This window comes from Paenibacillus sp. FSL H8-0048 (assembly GCF_038002825.1).
Classification (GTDB): Bacteria; Bacillota; Bacilli; order Paenibacillales; family Paenibacillaceae; genus Paenibacillus_AQ.
Genome location: NZ_JBBODF010000001.1, coordinates 5634484 through 5652725, shown reverse-complemented (window position 1 = coordinate 5652725; position 18242 = coordinate 5634484). Strand labels below are relative to the sequence as shown.

Below are 18242 nucleotides of genomic sequence, written 5' to 3'. Positions count from 1 at the left end.
GGGGATATATGGAGAGTAAGCTTACAGAATTCCTGCAGCTAGGGGGCGGCACTGCGATTGTTGCACATGGAGTCACATGGAGCAGGTTTAATGCAGCTTAGCAGATCAAATACGGGATTGGTGTACGTTGTGCAGGAAGCAGAGGATACAAAAAAGCCGGCATTTCGCCGGCTCTTACTTAAATCCAAGCGCGAAGATTCACCTGCTTGATGAAATCCGCCTGGGACAAACTTTCTGGGGATGTTGTCTCTATCTCTTCCGCTTCAACTTCTTCGCCGTTCATCAGGTGATGGAACAGCTTCTCGTTGTACGTTGACAGTGCATAATCTATCAGCGCTTCGTGCGTGGCTCTTTCAGCTTCTGCTACCAGCAATTGCTCCTCGGCCTCAATATCCTCTGCCGTAACATAGAAATTCCGGTTAGCTTCGGGAACACGAATGACATAATCAAACGCATTATCTGGATTGCGGTCGTAAGCAATCAGGTAGCCATAGTCTCCGATAGGAAGACTCTGCTCAAAAGCGTCTGCGACAATGACAATCTTCTCTCCTAAACGCAGCATCATCCTACCTCCTGACAAAATCTATCATGGATTTGCTTGTTTCAACAGTCTACTAAAAAAAGATAGAGCTGTCCAGCAGCAGGATGACTGTACGATGAATTTTCGCAGAAAACACTCTGAAAATTCATGAAAGATCGCTTTCTTATTGCAAAGCTTGCTAGACTGGTAATTTATTTCTTCCAGCGAGCAGTGAGGCACCGGTAATACAAATCATAATCAGGAGCAATGCAGAGACAATTGGTGCCACGCTCACTCCGGTGCCCCCATCTGCAAGCACAGCGGCAGACATTCCGGGCAGAGCAGCAGGCATCCAGTTCAGCTTAACTGGCAACAGGCCATTTACGAGACTCATGACCGCTGCCAGCAAGAGTGACAGGCCGGCAGCTGCAGGCCCGCGCAGCCAGGCACTGAAGAGCAGCGTAAGCGACACTGCACAGAGCAGCCACAGCGCATACAATCCAGACGCTACAATGACATCCCCCCAGGATAAAGCTCCCATAAGCTGTACTGTGTAATAAGCTGCTCCCGCTGCCCCAAGCCCAATGGCAATAACCAGCACCGTGAAGTTCGCGGCCCATTTGGCTGCAACAACGGATATAGAGGAGACCGGCTTAGCCATTAACAGTTCGGAGGTGCCGCTGCTGCGCTCTCCTGCCAGGCTGTTCATCGTTCCCAGCACCAGAATCAGCATGCCAATTGTTCCATACTGGCTTAGGGCCTGAGCCATTACAGAGGACGCGGCCGGTCTCTCCATATTCTCCATCAGTCCAGCCGGGACATTGGAAGAGAACGCCAGGATATCCGCCATATAAAAGCTCACCAGCGGCTGCATAATTCCCAGAACAATAAACACCACGGGAACCCATATCAGCTTATAGCTGCGCACATTCTCCAGCATCTCCTTCAAATACAGAGCCCAAAGCTTCCTCATGTTCCCACCATCTTCATGAACAGGTCCTCCAGTGTCGATGAGCCTGCTTCAAATTGCAGCAGCGGAATATCCAGCTCTACAGCTTCCTGCAAAAGCGTCCGGCGGGCGAGTGCTACATCCGTGACATTGAACATGGCCTTGCTATCCGAAATTAGCGCTTCTTCGATAAAATCCTTGTGTCTAAGCCCTTCTAGCCAGCGGACAGCCGATTCTTCCTTCCCAGTAGTGAGCCGGATTACTGGCAGACTGTATTCTGCGCGGAGACTGGACAAGGTTCCTTGAACGGCTATAGCCCCCTGGTTCATCAATACGACATCATCGCATATCTCTTCCGCATCATGCAGCACATGCGTGGAGAAAATAACGGTTGTCTCCTCCCGGATGTCCCTAAGCAGCTCCATGACTTCCCGGCGTCCGATAGGATCAAGCGCGGAGACAGGCTCATCCAGCAAGAGCAGACGCGGGCGGTGTACCAGGGCCTGGCCCAGCCCGAGGCGCTGCTTCATACCCCCGGAATAACCGCCAATCCGCCGCCGTGCCGTAGAACCCAGTCCCACACGCTCCAGCACATCGCCCGATGCCGCCGCAGCCTCCCGCGCATTCATGCCGCTCATCCTGGCGGCAAATACGATATATTCGTGCCCGCTCATCCAGTTGTAAAAAGCCGGGGCTTGCGGCAGATAGCCCAGCTGCCGGCGGTAATCCGTCCCCGGAGACCCGTCAAAAGTGATTGTTCCGGCAGTCTGCGGCAGAAGACCGGCAAGCATACGCAGCGTAGTTGTCTTCCCGGCTCCATTGGGTCCGAGCAGCGCGACACAGCGTCCCGCTTCAATTCCAAAGCTGATGCCATTCACTGAGGGATGCCCCTTAAAGCTCTTGTGAAGATCCTTAACCTCTAAGAGCGGCATCAGAACTCTTTCCTTCCCAGCGTGAAATAAGCCACGCTGCCCAGCAGGTTGCCCAAAATCAAGAACAGCACCCACATCCATTTTGGTCCGCGTACCTGCTCTGTCTTGCTCAGAGAAATCAGACCGATTATTGCCAGCACGACCTGCAGTGCAAGCAGCGGCCCAATCAAACCCCAATTCAAATCATTCATAGCCATATCCTCCTTATCTCCCCGGCAATCAGCTATTGTCTCAGCGGCTCCTTCCGGCCTTCCGTCTGCGCTTATCTGGAAGAACTACAAACAGCAGGTAACATACTGCCGGTGAGGGCGCCCCGGTAAGTCCCCAGATTCCCCACAACCAGGCCTTCATCCCCTGACCTCTGTCTCTGGCATCGTGGAACAGCCAGGTTCCCTGCAGCAGCAGTAAGGCCGCAATAATCATCCAGAGCCAAATAGGTATCTCCTGCAGCTCCTTCACGATTATGATTCCTCCCGCCCGTGTCTGATCCGCGCTGCTCCCAGGCTGCCAAGTGCGCCCAGGATGAACACTGCCTGCAGACTCCAATACAGCACCGGCGCTGTGCTTAGAACAGAAATCACTATGGTAACCAGCACAAGAGCCACCAATAGGAATAGCAGCAGCTCCTTACGGCGCCGCTTCCTCCGGCGGACAGCTTCCCCGGCAATAAGCTGCTCCAGCTCCGGCAAGGAGGGCGGAGTAACATCGGCATACAGCATATCCAGATGATCCAGCTCCGTGGACAGCTTACCCAGCAGCTCCTCGTCACTCTTAAACCTCATCCTCATTCAGCTCCTTTCGCAGTTGACCCAGTCCGGCAGCTACCCGTGATTTGACCGTTCCGGAAGGGATCTCCAGCATCTCCCCGATCTCATCATAGCTGTACCCGTAATAATGCTTCAGCAGTACAGCCATTCTGTGCGCAGAGGATAGACGCGACAAGGCGTCGAGCACTTCACTCCACTCCATATTCCGGCTCTCAAAGCTCCAGCGTAAACTGCGGTTCCCCTGCTCCTGCATCTGCCCTTCCCGCCACTGCGCCTCACGGCTCCAGCGCCGCTTACGGTCAATGTACAACCTGCTGCCAATGGTAATCAGCCAAGAAGAAAATGCCGAGGTCCCGTTATATGTCCCGATCTTCTCCATGCATCTGACCATCGTGTCCTGCGCAATCTCTTCCGCAAGCAAAGGGTCAAGTGTCGCTTTGATCAGATACTTGTACAGGAAGGGATAATGCTCCTGCAGCAGCACGGCCAGTGCAGCAGCGTCACCCTGCTGTGCCTGACTGATCATCTCCAGCGTCCTGTCGCCCATAGCCCCTCCCCTTATCTCTTCTGTCACACCTGTAATACGTCTATGTAATAGCTATCGTTCATTCAGAGTCCGAATTATTCTGCAGCTCCCACAGTCTGCGTCTCCATGGCTGTACAGCCCCCTTGCCTCCGGGAAAGCTCCAGAACAGCGTATACTTAGTATCACTCTTCCCGGTCAGATCATTCACTTCATTCCGCTCTGCTATCAATGAATCATTCGCTTCCAATTCCCCGTAATCCAGCTGGAAATGCATATTATTCTTCATTCTGCTTCCCCCTAAAAAATTCATATCTTTAGGCAAAAAAAAGAACGCAAACCGGGATTATTCCACAGTCTGCGTGCTTCGCGAGGTAAATGTTACATTTAATTAACCATATTGTAACAACCTGGCCCCGGCTTGTCTACCTCTAATTTCCCGGTTTGTGTCAAATCCAGCCAGAGGATGTCGTTACAATGCACAATCATCCCAATTGATATTCCTTCCTACATCGGAACATACGGGTTGTGCAGCTTCTCATAGCCGATTGAGGTTCGCGGACCATGTCCCGGGAACACTCTCACTTCTTCATCCAGCCGGTAGAGCTTGCCGCGGATCGAATCAATCAGATCCCGTTCTCTGCCGCCCGGAAGATCGGTACGTCCCACTCCCATTTTGAACAAGACATCACCGGCGAACAGATCATTCCCGCATAAAAAGCTGACGCTGCCCGGCGAATGTCCCGGCGTATGCAGCACACGGAAAGAAAGGCCGAGCAGCTTCAGAATCTGGCCTTCCGCCAAATCGTATTCTGCCGGATCTGTGCTGATGGGAGGCGTGGTATCAGGCCACATCAAGGAGCCGTTCAGCTTCGGGCTGCCCAGCCACTCACTCTCCAGCGGATGGATATAGACCGGGCACTTCTTGGCTTTGCGGACCTCGTCCAGCCCGGCAATATGATCGAAATGGGCATGTGTCAGCAGAATCGCCTCAATCTCCATTCCTTCGGCGCCGCGGAGAAGACCCGCAGGATTAGCCCCCGGATCAATGATGACACCGCGCTTAGGGTCTGCCCCTGTCAGAAGATAGGCATTGGTCTGGAGTGCCCCCAGATTATAGGAACGAATATTAAGCATCGGCATTAGAATCCGGAGATCAAACTGCGCAGCTCTTTGGCGATAACCGCGTGTGATTCCGTTCCTTCTCCGTAGGCTTGCCCCATTGCTTTGCGCACTTCGGTAATTTTGCTGTCATAGTCCGCTGCTTCGCGGTCCGGGTTCTCCCGTTTGAATTCTCTCATCAGGGTCTGGACATGCTCCGGACGCGGTCCCCACTGCCCCAGTACATAACCTCCGGTATCCGCAAATATCACGATGGGTACGGAGCGTCCGCCCATGGTCAGGAAGTTGTCCATCAGCTCCTGGTTCTCTTCGAGAATCAGCACTTCCGTCTTGATGCCTGCAGTCTCCAGAATCCGGAAGACGACCGGAACATTGCGGACCACATCTCCGCACCAGTCCGCAGCCAGAATCAGCACACGCAGATCATCACGGTGATTCAGGCTCTCGAAATATTCGCGGTCACTCTCGTCTTCCCAGGCGAACTTCTCATACCAGGATTCAAAAGCCTGCTGGTTCTTCGTCATGGCTTCCACGAACTGGCGCGGAGTCAGGCCTTGGCCAAATTTGGATGCTACATTCTGCTTCATACTGCACTACCCTTCTTTTTGGATTTGTACCACTTGAACAGGAAATACAGAATAATTACCGCAATGGCGCCCAGAAGAATCTCATGAGTGTACTTGGCTGCGACCTCATCAATGGTCTTCCACTTGTCTCCGAGCGTATACCCCAGATAGACAAACAACGCGCTCCACGGAATAACTGCAAGGGTTGTCAACAAAGTGAATTTGCCCAGCGGCATGCGGGAAATACCAGCCGGAACCGATATGGCATGGCGGACAACCGGGATAAAGCGGGCTGTGAAAATCACACCGGTCCCATACTTTTGAAACCATTCTTCGGAGTGGTCAATATGCTTTTTGGAGATAAAAATGTACTTGCCGTACTTCTCCAGCACAGGCCTGCCGCCATAACGGCCAATCCAATAAACGAAGATCTGGGCGACTACTCCCCCGACGGTACCGAACAGCACGGCACCAAAAAAGTTAATATCGCCTTGTGAGACCAAATAGCCGCCAAACGCCAGGACAATCTCACTTGGAATGACTTCAATCATGAGCCCGATCATAATCCCGAAGTAGCCCAGAGACTGAATCCATTCAAACAAATGTGAAATGATATCAGATATAAATTGCACTGCAGGTCTCCTCCCGTATGGCGTAATAGCCTGGTATTCTGCTGGCAGAACCCATCTGCTTAACCGCTCTATGTATCCAGCTTCTCCTAGCCTATTCTAGCATATGCAGGCTTACGACTTCTACTTAAGGAATGCAAGCGTAAACGGCTTTGCTGTTCTTTTAAAGGACGGTAGCGTTTCAGCGGGACATGAAGGATAATTTATAGCGTGAAGCATATAGGAGCTTCTGTATTGACAAAGATTGGAATCGGGTCGTATTATATATTTAGATAATTACTTAAATATCGAAAGGAGGATATGGAGTTGAATGAATCGTTCAAAGCGCTCTCCGACCCGACCCGGAGGCAAATTCTCCGGCTGCTGCGTGAAAAAGACCGGACGGCCGGGGAAATCGCGGATTTTTTCAATATGACCAAGCCCAGCATCTCTCACCACCTCAATGCGCTGAAGCACGCGGGGCTGGTGCAGGACGAACGTAACGGGCAATTCATCGTCTATTCGCTGGACTCCACGGTACTTGAAGAGGTGCTTGGCTGGTTCCTGGAATTGACGGGTACGGGCAAGGGAAACAGGGACCGCCAACCGGAAGCTCAGGCGGATGCTGGCTCAAAGGGCTCCGGGACCAAAGGGAAAAGTAACCCGCACGCTATTAAACATACGGAGGATGAACATTGATGAAGAATTTCACATGGAAGTGGCAGGATACGCTGATTGTCATTCTCGGGCTCCTCTCACTGGGCTACGCGCTGGTCAATTACGGCAAGCTGCCGGATCAGCTGCCCGCCCAATTCGGTATAACCGGCCAGGTCAATACTTACTGGAGCAAGGGTTCGGTTATCGCCTTGTTCTCTTTTTTGGGCTTGGTTTTTCCGCTAATGATGCAGTTCATACGCAATGTTGACCCCAAGGGAGAGAATTATAATAAGTTCCCGGGCGCTTACAAAATGGTCCGTCTCACCGTTGCGGTTATGTGTGATGCCGCTCTTGTCCTGTCGGTCAGCTTCGGGCTTGATGAGCAATTTGCCGCCGGAAAATGGGTGCTTGTAAGCATCGGACTGCTGCTGGCTGCAACAGGAAATTTCCTGCCGCAGATCAGAGATAATTATTTCACGGGAATCCGCACGCCCTGGACGCTCCATAACCCCGCCGTATGGCGGAGAACCCACCGCTTCTCCGGAAGGATGTGGGTGACCGGCGGTCTACTAATTGTGCTTGCCGCCTTCATGCCCGTTACGCTGTCGATCAGCATGATCATCACCGCTCTGGTAATCATGATTGTTCTCCCTATTGTTTACTCATGGCTGATCTCGCGGCGTGTTAAGGCTTGAGATTAGTTGGAGGATGGGTAGGAACTGAGACTCGGGTGATGAGCAGCGGCAGGCAGTCCTAGTAGCTCATCAGATTTAAACGTGTGAAAATTACTTTGACTAATAGCTTGCTGAGGGTTTACCTCACCCTAATTAAGGTGCACGGGGTAGGCTTAGTTGTAATTTGTACAACTAAATCACCCGATGTGCTTCCAAATCTCCGTTTAGTTGTAGTTCGTGCAATTAAAATACCTCTAGTTCTGGATTTTCGCCCATCCGGGTAAATTTAGTTGTACAGACTACAATTAGACGAGGAAGTCCACCCGTTTCACTGTTTTTAGTTGTACAGAATACACTTATCCCTGTTTTTGGCTACGAACGCAGCTTCATCCCTTACCACATTTATGAAATGAAATCGCTTGTTTGAATCTGATGTTCTACTAGGTTGAAGCTGCGGTCATTATGCTGATGTATTTACCGCAACGGCGGTCAAGCTCCGAATTACACTCTGAGATGCGTCTTATCTGTCATTGGAGCTAAGCGCCGCCCGGAACTGTAAATGTGTTAACTGAAAGTAGATCTCTTCGCTCTGCGGAAGCAGGGTAAAGTTGCGGTCATTGTGCTGCGGTCCTCTGTCCTGCTCCATGGTGGTCAGCAGGCTGTACTGCCGCAGCAGCTCTAATCCCGCCGTCGCGCTGTCCGCCGCTATACGTCTGTCTCCCTCTGCCAAGCTGCGTTCCCCCATCTCAAGCATTCCTCTTAAAGCGGCAAGCCGCCCCGCAGCATTAAAGTGATCTGTCTGTTGACTTCGGCGGACCCAGTACAACGCTGCTCCAGGATCACTGCCGTGCAGATAACTTGCCGCAAGCCCCCTATAAAGAGCAACATCCCCCGGAGAGAATGACAGGCTTCGCAGGAGCAGATCAACCCCCTGCTTCTGTGGAAGCAGCCGCGATAAAGCAACCGCAGTCTGCGGCTCTCTCGGATTCCATCTCAGTGATTGCTGCAGCAGTATAATTCGTACGGCAGGATCATTCTCTCTGACCGCCTGCTTGAATAGGGCAGCCCCCTTCATGGCCTGAAAGGAAAAAGCGCTGCACAGGAGGGTCAGCCCACAGAGAACGGTTATGCCTGCATAAATCCATAATCGGCGCGGCCGGTTCCTTCGCTGCCCATGCGGCTTGCTGCGCCACCAACGGGAGTCATGCAGAACTGTAGGCACAGCCGTCCCAGCGGTCCGGCTGTTTGCTTCGGCAATTGCCCAGGCGGGCAGCAGGAGCAGCAGCAGCCAGACCAGTCCATAGCTCCAGTCGAAATCGGCTGCGCTATGCAGCACGATTACGAGCAGAGGCGGAAGCAGTCTTGGTGACGCCTTGAATACCAACCCTCCTGCGGCCAGAAGCAGCAGGAGGACCGCAGCCAGACCCGCCATCCCGAGGTTCAGCAGGATGTCGAGGTAACCGCTGTGCACCTGGCTGCCTACGTAGGGGCGGGACTGGGCGGCAAGGTACGTATGCCGCCAGGTCTCGCCCCCGCGCCCCAGCCAGGGCGCTTCTGCCGCGAGCTTCCAGGCATCGCGGTAGAACAGCCCGCGCGCGGCGGCCGTCGGTGACGGCCCGGTGATCCGCGCGCGTACCAGCAGCAGGACGGCGCTGGCCGCCGCCGTCCAGCCCGCCGCCGCCAGCGCCAGCACGGCGGCGCGGACCCCGCCCGCCGCATGGCAGCTGCGGCGGTGCAGCCATAGGCCGGCCAGCCACGCGCCGGCCCAGAGCCCGGCCAGCAGCAGCAGGCCGGGCAGGGGCTCTGCCGCCAGCCCGGAGCGGGCCAGCTGGCGGTAGAGCAGCGCCGCCGCGGCAACGGGGGCGGCGCCGGTGATTAGAAGCGGCACGAACAGTTGCCGCTTCAGGAGAAGGGCTGCGGCACCGGCGGCAGCCGCAGCCAGCCATGCGCCGCGCGACTCGCTGAGCAGCAGCGCGGCGGCGTACGGGAAGAGCGGCAGCAGGCGCGCCGCTCTTAGCCATTGCGAAGCGGACCAGGCTCTGGTCCGCTTTGCAATGATGCCTGCATCTCCTGCACCTGACTCATCTACTCCGCCGACACCTGAACGTACCGAATTATTGCCCGCACCCGCAGTTTCTGCACCTGACTCATCTACTCCGCCGACACCCGTGCATACCCAATTATTGCCCGCGTTCACACCTTCTGTACCTACCTCACCCGCTCTGCTAACATCCGTACGCTCAGCAATATTTCCCGCCCCCGCACCTTCTGCCCCTACCTCACCCGCTCCGCTGACACTCGCACGCACCGCACTGCTGCCCGCACCTTCCTGAGACTCTCCAGGCCAGAAGCTATAAGCGGCAGCAAACAGCCGTTCCAGCAGATACACCGCCATCACCGCACCAAAGGCATTCGGATACTGAAGCAGTCCGGCCAGCCTGGCACCAGTAGCACTGACCCCGGGCGATTGGGTATAAGCCACCGCATAAGGAACCGGCAGACCTCCGCAGACCGCCAAAAGGGCTGACAAACTAATAGCAATTCCAAGCAGATGCCACACTGCCGCAAGAAGGGCCCCTCCCCGACGGGTTCGTGCCGCCAACAAAGCAAATATCATAAAGCTGGTGTAGAAGCCTGAGCGCAGCATTTCATTTAGCGTTCCTTGCGCGGATACGGGACTGCCCAGTGATTGAATAGCATACAAGAGACATAGTAGCACACAACCGCTGAGTAACCCCCAGACAGCCAGCCCCCTTACTCTACCTATACTGCCAGCCAACTCCCGGGTATTCTCTCTGCGTTCAAACTGTTCCTCAATTTGCGTCCTATTTAAGTAACCACCAGACAACTTCGGATCTACCTTGTGCAGCCTCAGCCCAGCCCCTCTGCCAGCCGCCATATAGATAATTACCAATCCCAGCAAGACCCCGCACAAGCCAAACCACACCGTCAAGAACAAATACATCTCCCCGGTGAAAAAGAAACCTCTCAGCACACAGGCCGCTGTCCCCGCTGCTATTAACGCCAACCCGCAAACCAAAGTAACCAACCATTCACTTTGCCGTTCATACCCTTTCACGCGCATCCTAAATCTCCTATTACTCATGATGCTTAACAGTCTGCCCATATATACTGGAAAACAGAAGAGGCAACTGGTCCCCCTAAGTTAACTCAAACGCGCGAATGAAGGGCACTTATACACCTGATTCAACCAAAAGTAGCTCACACGCTCAAATGAAGAGCACTTATGCTCCTCATTCCACCAAACACAGCTATCACGCTCAATTGAGGAGCACTTATGCACCTAGCAGCACAAAAACAGCCGCCCCCATCAGGAAGCAGCCGTTCTGTCATACCCTTAACTATTCATCACATAAATTAAGCTTCCGGACTGCCGGCGGGCAGCAGGTCGGAGCAGACGCGCTCCAGATAAGGCTTCGCGCCGAGGAAATCGCGGAATGCCGTGTATTCGCGCCATTTGGCGGCCTGATCGCCGCTGTCGCTGCGGACGGCGCGAATCAGGATGTTCTTCGGGGTGTGCTCCATGTCGATGAATTCCAGCAGCTGGCTGCGGTAGCCCATCAGGTCCAGCAGCTTCGCCCGGATCGCATCGGTGGCGAGCGCCGAGAACCGCTCCTTCAGGATGCCGTGTGACAGCAGCGGATTCAGCACCTCGCTCTCGACCTGCGCGAACAGCTCATGCTGGCAGCAGGGCACCGAGAGGATTACCGATGCGCCCCAGCGCACGGCCTTCTCCAGTGCAGCATCGGTGGCGGTATCACAAGCATGCAGCGTGACCACCATGTCCACCTGATCCAGCTCATTATAGTCCGCGATATCGCCCACCAGGAACTTCAGCCGGTCATAGCCCAGCCTGGCAGCCAGCGCATCGCAGTGCGCAATGACATCCGCCTTAAGGTCAAGGCCGACAATATTCAGCTCCCGCTGCTCGCGGACGGCGAGATAGTGATACAACGCGAAGGTCAAATAAGACTTGCCGCAGCCAAAATCCACAATCGTCAGCGGCCGGCCTGCCGGCAGATCGCCCAGCACATCCTGAACCATCTCCAGGAACCGGTTGATCTGGCGGAACTTATCATATTTCTTGGCCAGCACCTTGCCTTCGCTGTTCATAATGCCAAGCTCGACCAGGAATGGCACCGGCTCCCCTTCATCCAGCACATACTGCTTCCGGCGGTTATGGGCCAGATCCGGCGCTTCCTGTTTGCTGGCGGATTTGGTCAGAATAGATACCTTGTATTTCTTGCTGATCAGCACTTGGTAGTCGGCACCAGCCGTACACAGCAGACCTTGGCGGAAGGTGTCCCTCAGCAAAGAGAGCATCTCTCCAGCGGCCTCCTCTGCGGGAATGTTGCGGTGTTCGACCTTAGGGCCGATGTAATAGGCAAACTGATAATGCAGCTTTCCTTTTAGCTCAACAGGCTTAACCTGCACTTTATTGTAGGGGGCGTCGCCCTTGCTGCGCAGTTGGCTTAGTGTAGCCGTAATCAGAGTGCGGCCGGTCATCACTTGCTCGATCAAGTCCTTCAACGCTTCCAAATGGGTACATCTCACTTTCGGGTTCATAAAATAGAGCACGTAGTCTCCTGAATATCGTTACATTATAGCATTAACGGTAAGCTTGCTCCATTCTTCCATGCCCTGCCGCACTTCCTCTAGCGGAAGACCGCCCTGGTCTAACTGCTCCGGACATAACAGCAGCAGGCGTTCATACAGCGCCCTGCCTTCCTCCGCTACATTCTCCCCCTGCTCCCAGAGCCGGTAGAGACTGTCCTCCGCCTTGGCGTATAGTCCCCGGGATTCGTGGTAAGCCATCAGGAGGCGTTCGGTCTTGGCGGGAAGGCGATACGGCCCCACCTCCTCAAGCAGCTCATGGATCTCTTCCGTCATGTTCAGCAGTTCACGGTCCGCACCATGAAGATCGGCATAGATGAATAAATGCAGGGAACGCATCGCCCTGAACAGGGCTGCATCCCGGTCTCCTTTGGCCGCGTAAATCCCGCCTTCCTCCTTCAGCAGCCGGGCTACTCCTTGCAGCTTATCAGCCTCCAGCACTCCTCCGAGACGAAACATATCAATAATATCCTCTACAGACAACGAATTAAGCAGACGCGAATTCAGGCGAAAATGCCGCATCAGCAGCTCATCTACCTCCCACAGCGCCTCCGTTGTTTTTTTATCCTGCTTCAAGGTCAGCACCTTGGCGACCATCGCCGTCATATCCTCAATCATCCGTACAATATAATCTCTCCGGAACATACCGAGCTCCTTTCGTTACGCAGTTGCTTCTCTTCTGTATCAAGCTCAAAGGCTAGTCCCTAGCCCAATCCTTGCAATATCACATGGCTAGTTTCAGTAGGTTTTGAGCAGCATTTACATCCCGATCATGATGCACGTTACATTCTGGACAAGTCCACTCTCGCAAGGCGAGATTCTTCACCTCTGCGTTCTTATAACCGCAACAGGAGCAAAGCTGACTGCTTGCATAGTGCTTAGGGGCAATAATAAGCTCTCTGCCATACCATTGAGCCTTATATTCAAGCATCGAACGGAACATACTCCAAGATACCTCGCTAATCGCTTTTGCAAGTTTGTGATTCTTCAGCATATTCTTTACACGCAAGTCTTCCATCACGATAACTTGGTTTTCGTTTATCATTTGGGCAGACGTTTTATGCAAGAAGTCTTTACGCTGATTCGCTATTTTTTCATGGTGCTTGGCCACTTTCAGCCTAGCCTTATGACGGTTATGGCTTCCCTTCTTCTTCCGTGATACATCCTTTTGCAGCTTCGCTAACCGCTTTTCAGACGTACGCAAGTATTTAGGATTGGATAGGATTTCGCCATTTGAAGTTATCGCAAAGTCTTTCAGCCCAAGATCAACGCCAATCTTCGTATGCATGTTGGGCAACTGGACGATATCCGTTTCAACCAATACGGAAGCATAATACTTTCCCGTTGGTGTTTTTGAAATCGTGCATGATTTGATCAGCCCCCCGAATGGGCGGTGTAGCTTGATTTTGATGCCCGTTTTTAGCTTTGGAATCTTGAGATATCCATCCTCTATGGCCACTGCTCCATTTTGGTTATTCGTTGTGAAGCTATGATGATTCGTCTTCTTGCTCTTGAATTTAGGAAATCCCGTTTTCTGATCCCGAAAAAAATTCGTATAAGCCTTGTCTAAATTCAGTTGTGTATTCGCTAAGGCAAGACTATCGACTTCTTTCAGCCAGTCGAATTCCTTTTTGTATTGTGCGGGTGTATTCCTCAGCATCGTTTCCGTTTGCTTGTAATGTTCCATTTTATCTGCAAGCATTCTGTTGTAGATGAAGCGAACGCATCCGAACACTTTAGCGAAGTAGTGTTGTTGCCCATGGCTTGGATAGATACGGTATTTGTAGGCTTTCAGCAATGGTGATCACCCTTTCCCCCCTTGGGTTTCGATGTATTTTTGAATGACGTCTATTGGCGCTTCACCCGTTGTAAGCAAGCAATAGGAGCGTGACCAAAAAGCCTCTTTCCAAAGTGATGTTCGGAGGGTAGGAAACTCCTTCTTGATCAGCCTAGATGATGCACTCTTATAAGCGTTGAGAAATTTAGAAATGTCGGTATTAGGATGAGTTTTCATTAAAATATGAACGTGATCCCTGTCATGATTCCATTCCTGCAAAGTCACATTGTAAGTAGGCTGAATGGATGCAAATATCTCTTTCAGACGTTCGGATATGGGATCTGTAATGACTTTCCTACGATACTTGATGACTAGAATAAGGTGAAAGTGAAGGGAGAACACTGAATGGTTATTTGAGTCTAATTTCATTAACTTCACCGACCTTCCCAAGATACGACTGAACACTTTAATTATAGCATCTCAGGCGGTTAGAATCCATGTAGATTAGACCGTTTCCATTCATCCCCCACTTAAAGAAGATGGGAGAATTCTGTCAACTGAGGGTTAAACTATTCGTCTCTCCGGCGCCACTCTGCGGAGTTAAGTCTTGACCACACTATAACGATGAACTATAATCCAGTTACCCAATCTGTATTACAGATCGAACTATTTAACAGACCGTAAATTGGATACAGACTGTATACCTGTTAATACGGACCCTGCATAGGAGGCTTATTGATGACCAAACCAACCGGCAAAATGCAAGACTCCTTCACAACAGCCGTTTCAGCTCAACCGGACTTGCAGGCAAGCAACCGGCTTTTGAACGTTACCCCGGAACAGGATAAGCTGCTGGAGAGCGCCTTACGGATTAAAATTATGCACACGCTGTCGGCAGAGCCGCTTACATCCAAGCAGGTTGCGGAGAAGCTGAACAAGACTCCGGGTAATATTCACTACCATATCGTCAAGCTCTATGAGGGCGGTCTGCTGGAGCTTGTCCGTACAGAAGCCGCAGGAGGCATCATCCAGAAATTTTACCGTTCCAAAGGTACGATGTTCCACTCGGAAGCGCTTCGCAGCCTTAACTTCCGCAAAGAAGACCAAACCCGGCATTTCACTACCAGACTTACTCTCTCTCCTCAGGAGCTTGCGGAGTTCCACCAGGAGCTGCTGCAGCTGATTACCGCCTGGGAGTCCAAGGTAACGGAAGGTGACGAATACGGCGTAGAAGTGATGCTGGGCCGTTTGCAGTCTGTCGATGCTGCTGCACAGCGGGAAGAGGAGGCACAGCAATAGATGAGCACCACTGGCCCTTCCGGACAACTGAAGCATCATCCGCTTGAAGGCTTCGCGGCCCCTTTCCGGCAATCCCGCGCCTTTCCTTACCTGTGGCTGGGACATTTAGTTTCTTTTTTGGGCAGCTCGGTAACCATGGTTATCCTGCCTGTCCTGGTCTATTCCCTGACCGGCTCCACCACCATTATGGGGATGGTCATGGCCGCCTATATGCTGCCTAATGTAATTATGCTGCCGGTATCCGGCCATATTGTCGACCGCTACGACCGTGTACGGATTATGATGCTGGCCGATATTGCCCGGTTCGTCGTTATGATTACGACGGCTGTGCTGTCCTTGACCGGAGTGCTGAGCATTCCGTTGCTCTATGGACTTGTTGCCTGCTACGGCCTGCTGGACGGCTTATTCCAGCCTGCCTACGCTGCCGTCCGCGCTACCGTATTCACTCCGGATATCCGCGTAGCAGCGAATTCTCTAACTCAGATCACAACCCAGTCCGTGCGGCTGATCGGTCCCGCGTTAGGGGGACTGCTGATTACCCGCCTGTCCGCGGGCATCGGCTTCGGAATTGATGCCTTCACCTATCTTATCTCCCTCATCTGCCTGATCTATCTGCGCAGAGTGATGATGGCCCGGCTGCAATCTGCTGCCGTTGAGACGGAAATCCCGGCTAAGCCTGCTGCCGGGACCTCTGCCACTCCGCACTGGAGGAAGGATTTCGCCGAAGGAATACTTGTTCTCCGGAGCCAGCCCTGGCTCTGGATTACAATTCTCGCCTTTTGCTTCGTCAATATATGTTATACAGGGGTAATCAGCGTCCTTCTTCCCTGGCTGTTCAAGGTCCATCACGGCTGGCCTCCCTATTTCTATGGCCTGGCCGTTACGTTCTCCGGTGTCGGGGCCATAGCGGCCGGCCTGCTATACGGCCTGCGGCCGAAATGGAATCACCGCGGCATCCTGGCTTACGGCGGCGCCATGATCAGCGGGGCTGCTCTGCTGCTGCTCCCGTTCGCAGGCACTCCGGCAGCAGCCGTCACCTTATTTGCCGTAGAAGGCTTTGGATTAATGATCTTCGGACTGATCTGGGAGATCAGCCTGCAGGAGCTTGTTCCGAAGGAAGCCTTCGGACGGGTAGCCAGTCTGGATATGTTCGGGTCCTTCGCCCTGCTGCCGGTCGGATATATCTTAGTCGGCTGGCTGGCCGACCGGATCGGAGGAGTACCGACCATTATTATTTTTTCCGGCCTGGGCCTCTCTTGTGTTGCCCTGGTGCTGTGCGTTCCGGCGATCCGTAAGTTTCAATAAAATCCAGGCAAGCGGAAACAGCTTTGCACAACAAACAGAAGGCAGCACCCGCCGGAGAGCGGAAGTGCTGCCTTCTGTCCTTAATGCCTGATGTCATTTACTTCTTCACAGGCGAATATACGAAATCCTTAATAATCTTCGCCAACTGCTCCGGTGCTTCAAACATCCCCATATGGCCTACACCCGGCAGCGTCACCTTGGTGATGTTCCGGTTGTCTGAGGTGAACGTGCGCTCCGGTGTCACCTTCGAATCCTCTGCTCCGGCAACCAGCAGCACCGGCAGCGCCGTTGCCGAGATCACATCGCGGCGGTCCGGGCGCTCACGCATAGCCAAGGACGCGCCAACCGCACCTTGCGGCGGAGTCTTGTAGCCAATCTCCTTGGCACGTTCCAGCAGCTTGGATTCCGCACCAGGGGCAAAGAGTCCGGGCACCAGCTGATCCACAAAAGCAAAGATGCCTTCGCTCTGGATCATGGTGACGCTCTTCAGCCGGTTCTCCTTGGCTTCTTCACTGTCCGGATACCCGGAGGAATGAATCAGCCCGAAGCCCTTCAACCGGGAGGCATGGCGCTGGGCAAACGAGAGGGTAATATAGCCTCCGAGCGAATGTCCCAGCAGATAACATTCTTGAATCTCCAAGGCATTCAGCAGCGACAGCACATCATCAGCCATCTGCTCGATGGTATAGGCTCCAAGCGGAGCATCCGAAGCCCCATGCCCGCGCAGATCCGGGGCAATGACACGGTAATTGTCAGTCAGGCTTGGAATCACCTTTTCCCAGTACTCGGCACTCCCGCAGAATCCATGCAGCAGCACGATTACATCCCCTTTGCCTTGATCACTGTAGCAGATGTTGCTTCCCTCGCATCGAACATTTTCCATGGCTGTTTACCCTCTTTCTATGTAGTGGTCTATATTAATAAGCTAGAACAGGCTGATTTGAAACGCTCTCAATCCGTAAGTCTGAATCCCTGTGCAGCTGCCTTGGCAATCTGATCTGCCATAACCATTACCCGGTAGAGCGGGGTAGTCTGTATCGTCCGGTAAGGGCGCGGACTGTTCACGTCAACGATTGCTGCCAGACTGTAATTCCCAACAGCTGGCAGGAGTCCTCCTACCGATTCTGCCGGACGCAGCGGCTGCGCCGCCGCAAAATAACAGCCCAGTGCGGCCGGCGGTCCCAGGCAGGCATCGACAGCGATAATAATCTGCCCTTCCGGAATCTCTGTTATCCGCTGGACCAGATTATCCGCATCGCAGGGCGCCGGAAGCGTACCCGTTACATTCGGAAATCCGTACTCCAGCAGGCGGCTTCCCGTCAGCGGTCCCAGCGCATCTCCGGTGGAGCGGTCTGTTCCGATACAGAGAAAGGTCAGCTGCTCAGCGGAATACACATCTGCGATTCCGCGGAAGAAAGCCGCCAGCTCCCCGGCATTCATTTTACGCCGCTTTCTGCTCTCTTCTTCTCTGATGGCCAAAGACTCTCTCCTCCTTGCTAAGCAGCCTGTTATATTTATCTTTAATTTAACATGTTTGCGGGATCTGGACAAAAAAATGGTCATCTGCTGCCCGACATGATAAGATATTTGAACTATATCAATTCACATTCTATATTACTCAGGAAGGACGGTTATACTCAATGGATTTGTCTAACCCAAGCCAGGAGAACGTTGAATATATGATTGAAGGCATCAAAAACAAGCTGAAAATGGCCAGTGCTGCTGCCATGCAGGCCTCAGCCTTTTCGGTGGAGCAATATGAGGATATCCAGGATATTTACGAGGTGGCGATGGGCAGTGACCGGCTCAGCATCTCCCAGGTGGAGGCACTGGTCTCAGAGCTTGGACGTCTGCGCAAGAAATAACACCAGCCCATAAGAAAGCCCTTCAGCTTCATTGTCCGTAAAT

The 18242-nt window shown here is 53.1% G+C and carries 22 protein-coding genes and 1 pseudogene; 5 read left to right on the top strand and 18 right to left on the bottom strand.

Annotated elements, in window-relative coordinates:
- Positions 1-178: 178 nt before the first annotated feature.
- The 11 genes from NSU18_RS24405 to NSU18_RS24355 form a co-directional block, all read right to left on the bottom strand.
- Entirely contained in the window at positions 179-562 is a 384-nt protein-coding gene (locus NSU18_RS24405; protein WP_036696310.1) for a hypothetical protein, read from the bottom strand.
- A 157-nt stretch (positions 563-719) separates the two neighbouring features.
- Positions 720-1493 (bottom strand): ABC transporter permease subunit, encoded by a 774-nt coding sequence (locus NSU18_RS24400; RefSeq protein ID WP_341016651.1) that lies wholly within the window; start codon positions 1491-1493, stop codon positions 720-722.
- Positions 1490-2347, bottom strand: a complete 858-nt coding sequence (locus NSU18_RS24395) for an ABC transporter ATP-binding protein (RefSeq protein ID WP_341150270.1) — start codon at positions 2345-2347, stop codon at positions 1490-1492. The genes NSU18_RS24400 and NSU18_RS24395 overlap by 4 nt, the downstream gene beginning before the upstream one ends.
- A gap of 53 nt (positions 2348-2400) precedes the next feature.
- Entirely contained in the window at positions 2401-2592 is a 192-nt protein-coding gene (locus NSU18_RS24390) for a PLD nuclease N-terminal domain-containing protein (RefSeq protein WP_341016649.1), read from the bottom strand.
- A 40-nt stretch (positions 2593-2632) separates the two neighbouring features.
- On the bottom strand, positions 2633-2860 hold the full coding sequence (locus tag NSU18_RS24385; RefSeq protein WP_341016648.1) for a hypothetical protein: 228 nt from the start codon (positions 2858-2860) through the stop codon (positions 2633-2635).
- A 2-nt stretch (positions 2861-2862) separates the two neighbouring features.
- Positions 2863-3183 carry a DUF5345 family protein gene (locus tag NSU18_RS24380; RefSeq protein WP_341016647.1) on the bottom strand — a complete coding sequence of 107 codons (321 nt, stop codon included), beginning with the start codon at positions 3181-3183 and terminating at the stop codon, positions 2863-2865.
- A complete protein-coding gene (gene sigY / locus NSU18_RS24375) occupies positions 3173-3715 on the bottom strand; it encodes an RNA polymerase sigma factor SigY (RefSeq protein WP_341016645.1) in 543 nt (180 codons plus the stop codon). The genes NSU18_RS24380 and sigY overlap by 11 nt, the downstream gene beginning before the upstream one ends.
- A gap of 58 nt (positions 3716-3773) precedes the next feature.
- Positions 3774-3980, bottom strand: coding sequence for a hypothetical protein (locus NSU18_RS24370; protein WP_341150269.1), 207 nt, complete (start codon positions 3978-3980; stop codon positions 3774-3776).
- A 218-nt stretch (positions 3981-4198) separates the two neighbouring features.
- On the bottom strand, positions 4199-4828 hold the full coding sequence (locus tag NSU18_RS24365) for an MBL fold metallo-hydrolase (protein WP_341018579.1): 630 nt from the start codon (positions 4826-4828) through the stop codon (positions 4199-4201).
- Positions 4829-4833: 5 nt separating this feature from the next.
- A complete protein-coding gene (locus NSU18_RS24360; RefSeq protein ID WP_340751667.1) occupies positions 4834-5400 on the bottom strand; it encodes a thioredoxin family protein in 567 nt (188 codons plus the stop codon).
- Positions 5397-6011: a DedA family protein gene (locus NSU18_RS24355; protein ID WP_341150268.1), complete on the bottom strand. Its 615-nt coding sequence runs from the start codon at positions 6009-6011 to the stop codon at positions 5397-5399. Before NSU18_RS24355 ends, NSU18_RS24360 begins: the two co-directional genes overlap by 4 nt.
- 303 nt (positions 6012-6314) lie before the next feature.
- On the opposite strand from NSU18_RS24355, the pseudogene NSU18_RS24350 reads away from it, so the two are divergent.
- Positions 6315-6575 (top strand): annotated as a pseudogene (locus tag NSU18_RS24350) (autorepressor SdpR family transcription factor); the annotation flags it as partial.
- 110 nt (positions 6576-6685) lie between these two features.
- Complete coding sequence (locus NSU18_RS24345; RefSeq protein WP_341150267.1) at positions 6686-7339, top strand: SdpI family protein; 654 nt, start codon at positions 6686-6688, stop codon at positions 7337-7339.
- Positions 7340-7838: 499 nt separating this feature from the next.
- On the opposite strand, the gene NSU18_RS24340 is transcribed toward NSU18_RS24345, so the two are convergent.
- From NSU18_RS24340 to tnpA, 5 genes are all read right to left on the bottom strand, one after another.
- A complete protein-coding gene (locus tag NSU18_RS24340) occupies positions 7839-9848 on the bottom strand; it encodes an O-antigen ligase family protein (RefSeq protein ID WP_341016639.1) in 2010 nt (669 codons plus the stop codon).
- An 848-nt stretch (positions 9849-10696) separates the two neighbouring features.
- Positions 10697-11845: a class I SAM-dependent methyltransferase gene (locus NSU18_RS24335; protein WP_341150266.1), complete on the bottom strand. Its 1149-nt coding sequence runs from the start codon at positions 11843-11845 to the stop codon at positions 10697-10699.
- Between the two features lie 90 nt (positions 11846-11935).
- On the bottom strand, positions 11936-12598 hold the full coding sequence (locus NSU18_RS24330; protein ID WP_341016638.1) for a DUF6483 family protein: 663 nt from the start codon (positions 12596-12598) through the stop codon (positions 11936-11938).
- A gap of 79 nt (positions 12599-12677) precedes the next feature.
- The gene (gene tnpB / locus NSU18_RS24325) at positions 12678-13751 is read right to left on the bottom strand and encodes an IS200/IS605 family element RNA-guided endonuclease TnpB (RefSeq protein WP_341150265.1); all 1074 of its coding nucleotides are present in this window, start codon (positions 13749-13751) and stop codon (positions 12678-12680) included.
- A 6-nt stretch (positions 13752-13757) separates the two neighbouring features.
- On the bottom strand, positions 13758-14159 hold the full coding sequence (gene tnpA, locus NSU18_RS24320) for an IS200/IS605 family transposase (protein ID WP_341151095.1): 402 nt from the start codon (positions 14157-14159) through the stop codon (positions 13758-13760).
- 309 nt (positions 14160-14468) lie between these two features.
- Between tnpA and NSU18_RS24315 the strand changes: the two genes are divergently transcribed.
- Together NSU18_RS24315 and NSU18_RS24310 are read left to right on the top strand one after the other, a co-directional pair.
- Positions 14469-15029: an ArsR/SmtB family transcription factor gene (locus tag NSU18_RS24315; protein ID WP_341016636.1), complete on the top strand. Its 561-nt coding sequence runs from the start codon at positions 14469-14471 to the stop codon at positions 15027-15029.
- The gene (locus tag NSU18_RS24310; RefSeq protein ID WP_341016635.1) at positions 15030-16334 is read left to right on the top strand and encodes an MFS transporter; all 1305 of its coding nucleotides are present in this window, start codon (positions 15030-15032) and stop codon (positions 16332-16334) included.
- 97 nt (positions 16335-16431) lie between these two features.
- On the opposite strand, the gene NSU18_RS24305 is transcribed toward NSU18_RS24310, so the two are convergent.
- Both NSU18_RS24305 and yyaC read right to left on the bottom strand, forming a co-directional pair.
- Positions 16432-17217 carry an alpha/beta fold hydrolase gene (locus NSU18_RS24305; RefSeq protein ID WP_341016633.1) on the bottom strand — a complete coding sequence of 262 codons (786 nt, stop codon included), beginning with the start codon at positions 17215-17217 and terminating at the stop codon, positions 16432-16434.
- Between the two features lie 68 nt (positions 17218-17285).
- Positions 17286-17813, bottom strand: coding sequence for a spore protease YyaC (gene yyaC / locus NSU18_RS24300; protein WP_341016632.1), 528 nt, complete (start codon positions 17811-17813; stop codon positions 17286-17288).
- A gap of 161 nt (positions 17814-17974) precedes the next feature.
- Here yyaC and NSU18_RS24295 point away from each other — a divergent pair, with 161 nt between their 5' ends.
- Complete coding sequence (locus NSU18_RS24295; protein ID WP_340751658.1) at positions 17975-18199, top strand: DUF1128 domain-containing protein; 225 nt, start codon at positions 17975-17977, stop codon at positions 18197-18199.
- The last annotated feature ends 43 nt before the right edge of the window (positions 18200-18242 follow it).

Bases quoted from the DNA above. Each gene is read 5' to 3' on its own strand.
- NSU18_RS24315 (WP_341016636.1), top strand. From the start codon at position 14,469: ATGACCAAACCAACCGGCAAAATGCAAGACTCCTTCACAACAGCCGTT.
- NSU18_RS24400 (WP_341016651.1), bottom strand. From the start codon at position 1,493: ATGAGGAAGCTTTGGGCTCTGTATTTGAAGGAGATGCTGGAGAATGTG.
- NSU18_RS24370 (WP_341150269.1), bottom strand. From the start codon at position 3,980: ATGAAGAATAATATGCATTTCCAGCTGGATTACGGGGAATTGGAAGCG.
- NSU18_RS24330 (WP_341016638.1), bottom strand. From the start codon at position 12,598: ATGTTCCGGAGAGATTATATTGTACGGATGATTGAGGATATGACGGCG.
- NSU18_RS24335 (WP_341150266.1), bottom strand. From the start codon at position 11,845: ATGACCGGCCGCACTCTGATTACGGCTACACTAAGCCAACTGCGCAGC.
- NSU18_RS24380 (WP_341016647.1), bottom strand. From the start codon at position 3,183: ATGAGGTTTAAGAGTGACGAGGAGCTGCTGGGTAAGCTGTCCACGGAG.
- NSU18_RS24390 (WP_341016649.1), bottom strand. From the start codon at position 2,592: ATGAATGATTTGAATTGGGGTTTGATTGGGCCGCTGCTTGCACTGCAG.
- NSU18_RS24345 (WP_341150267.1), top strand. From the start codon at position 6,686: ATGAAGAATTTCACATGGAAGTGGCAGGATACGCTGATTGTCATTCTC.
- NSU18_RS24305 (WP_341016633.1), bottom strand. From the start codon at position 17,217: ATGGAAAATGTTCGATGCGAGGGAAGCAACATCTGCTACAGTGATCAA.
- NSU18_RS24360 (WP_340751667.1), bottom strand. From the start codon at position 5,400: ATGAAGCAGAATGTAGCATCCAAATTTGGCCAAGGCCTGACTCCGCGC.
- tnpA (WP_341151095.1), bottom strand. From the start codon at position 14,159: ATGAAATTAGACTCAAATAACCATTCAGTGTTCTCCCTTCACTTTCAC.
- sigY (WP_341016645.1), bottom strand. From the start codon at position 3,715: ATGGGCGACAGGACGCTGGAGATGATCAGTCAGGCACAGCAGGGTGAC.
- NSU18_RS24310 (WP_341016635.1), top strand. From the start codon at position 15,030: ATGAGCACCACTGGCCCTTCCGGACAACTGAAGCATCATCCGCTTGAA.
- NSU18_RS24365 (WP_341018579.1), bottom strand. From the start codon at position 4,828: ATGCTTAATATTCGTTCCTATAATCTGGGGGCACTCCAGACCAATGCC.
- NSU18_RS24405 (WP_036696310.1), bottom strand. From the start codon at position 562: ATGCTGCGTTTAGGAGAGAAGATTGTCATTGTCGCAGACGCTTTTGAG.
- NSU18_RS24295 (WP_340751658.1), top strand. From the start codon at position 17,975: ATGGATTTGTCTAACCCAAGCCAGGAGAACGTTGAATATATGATTGAA.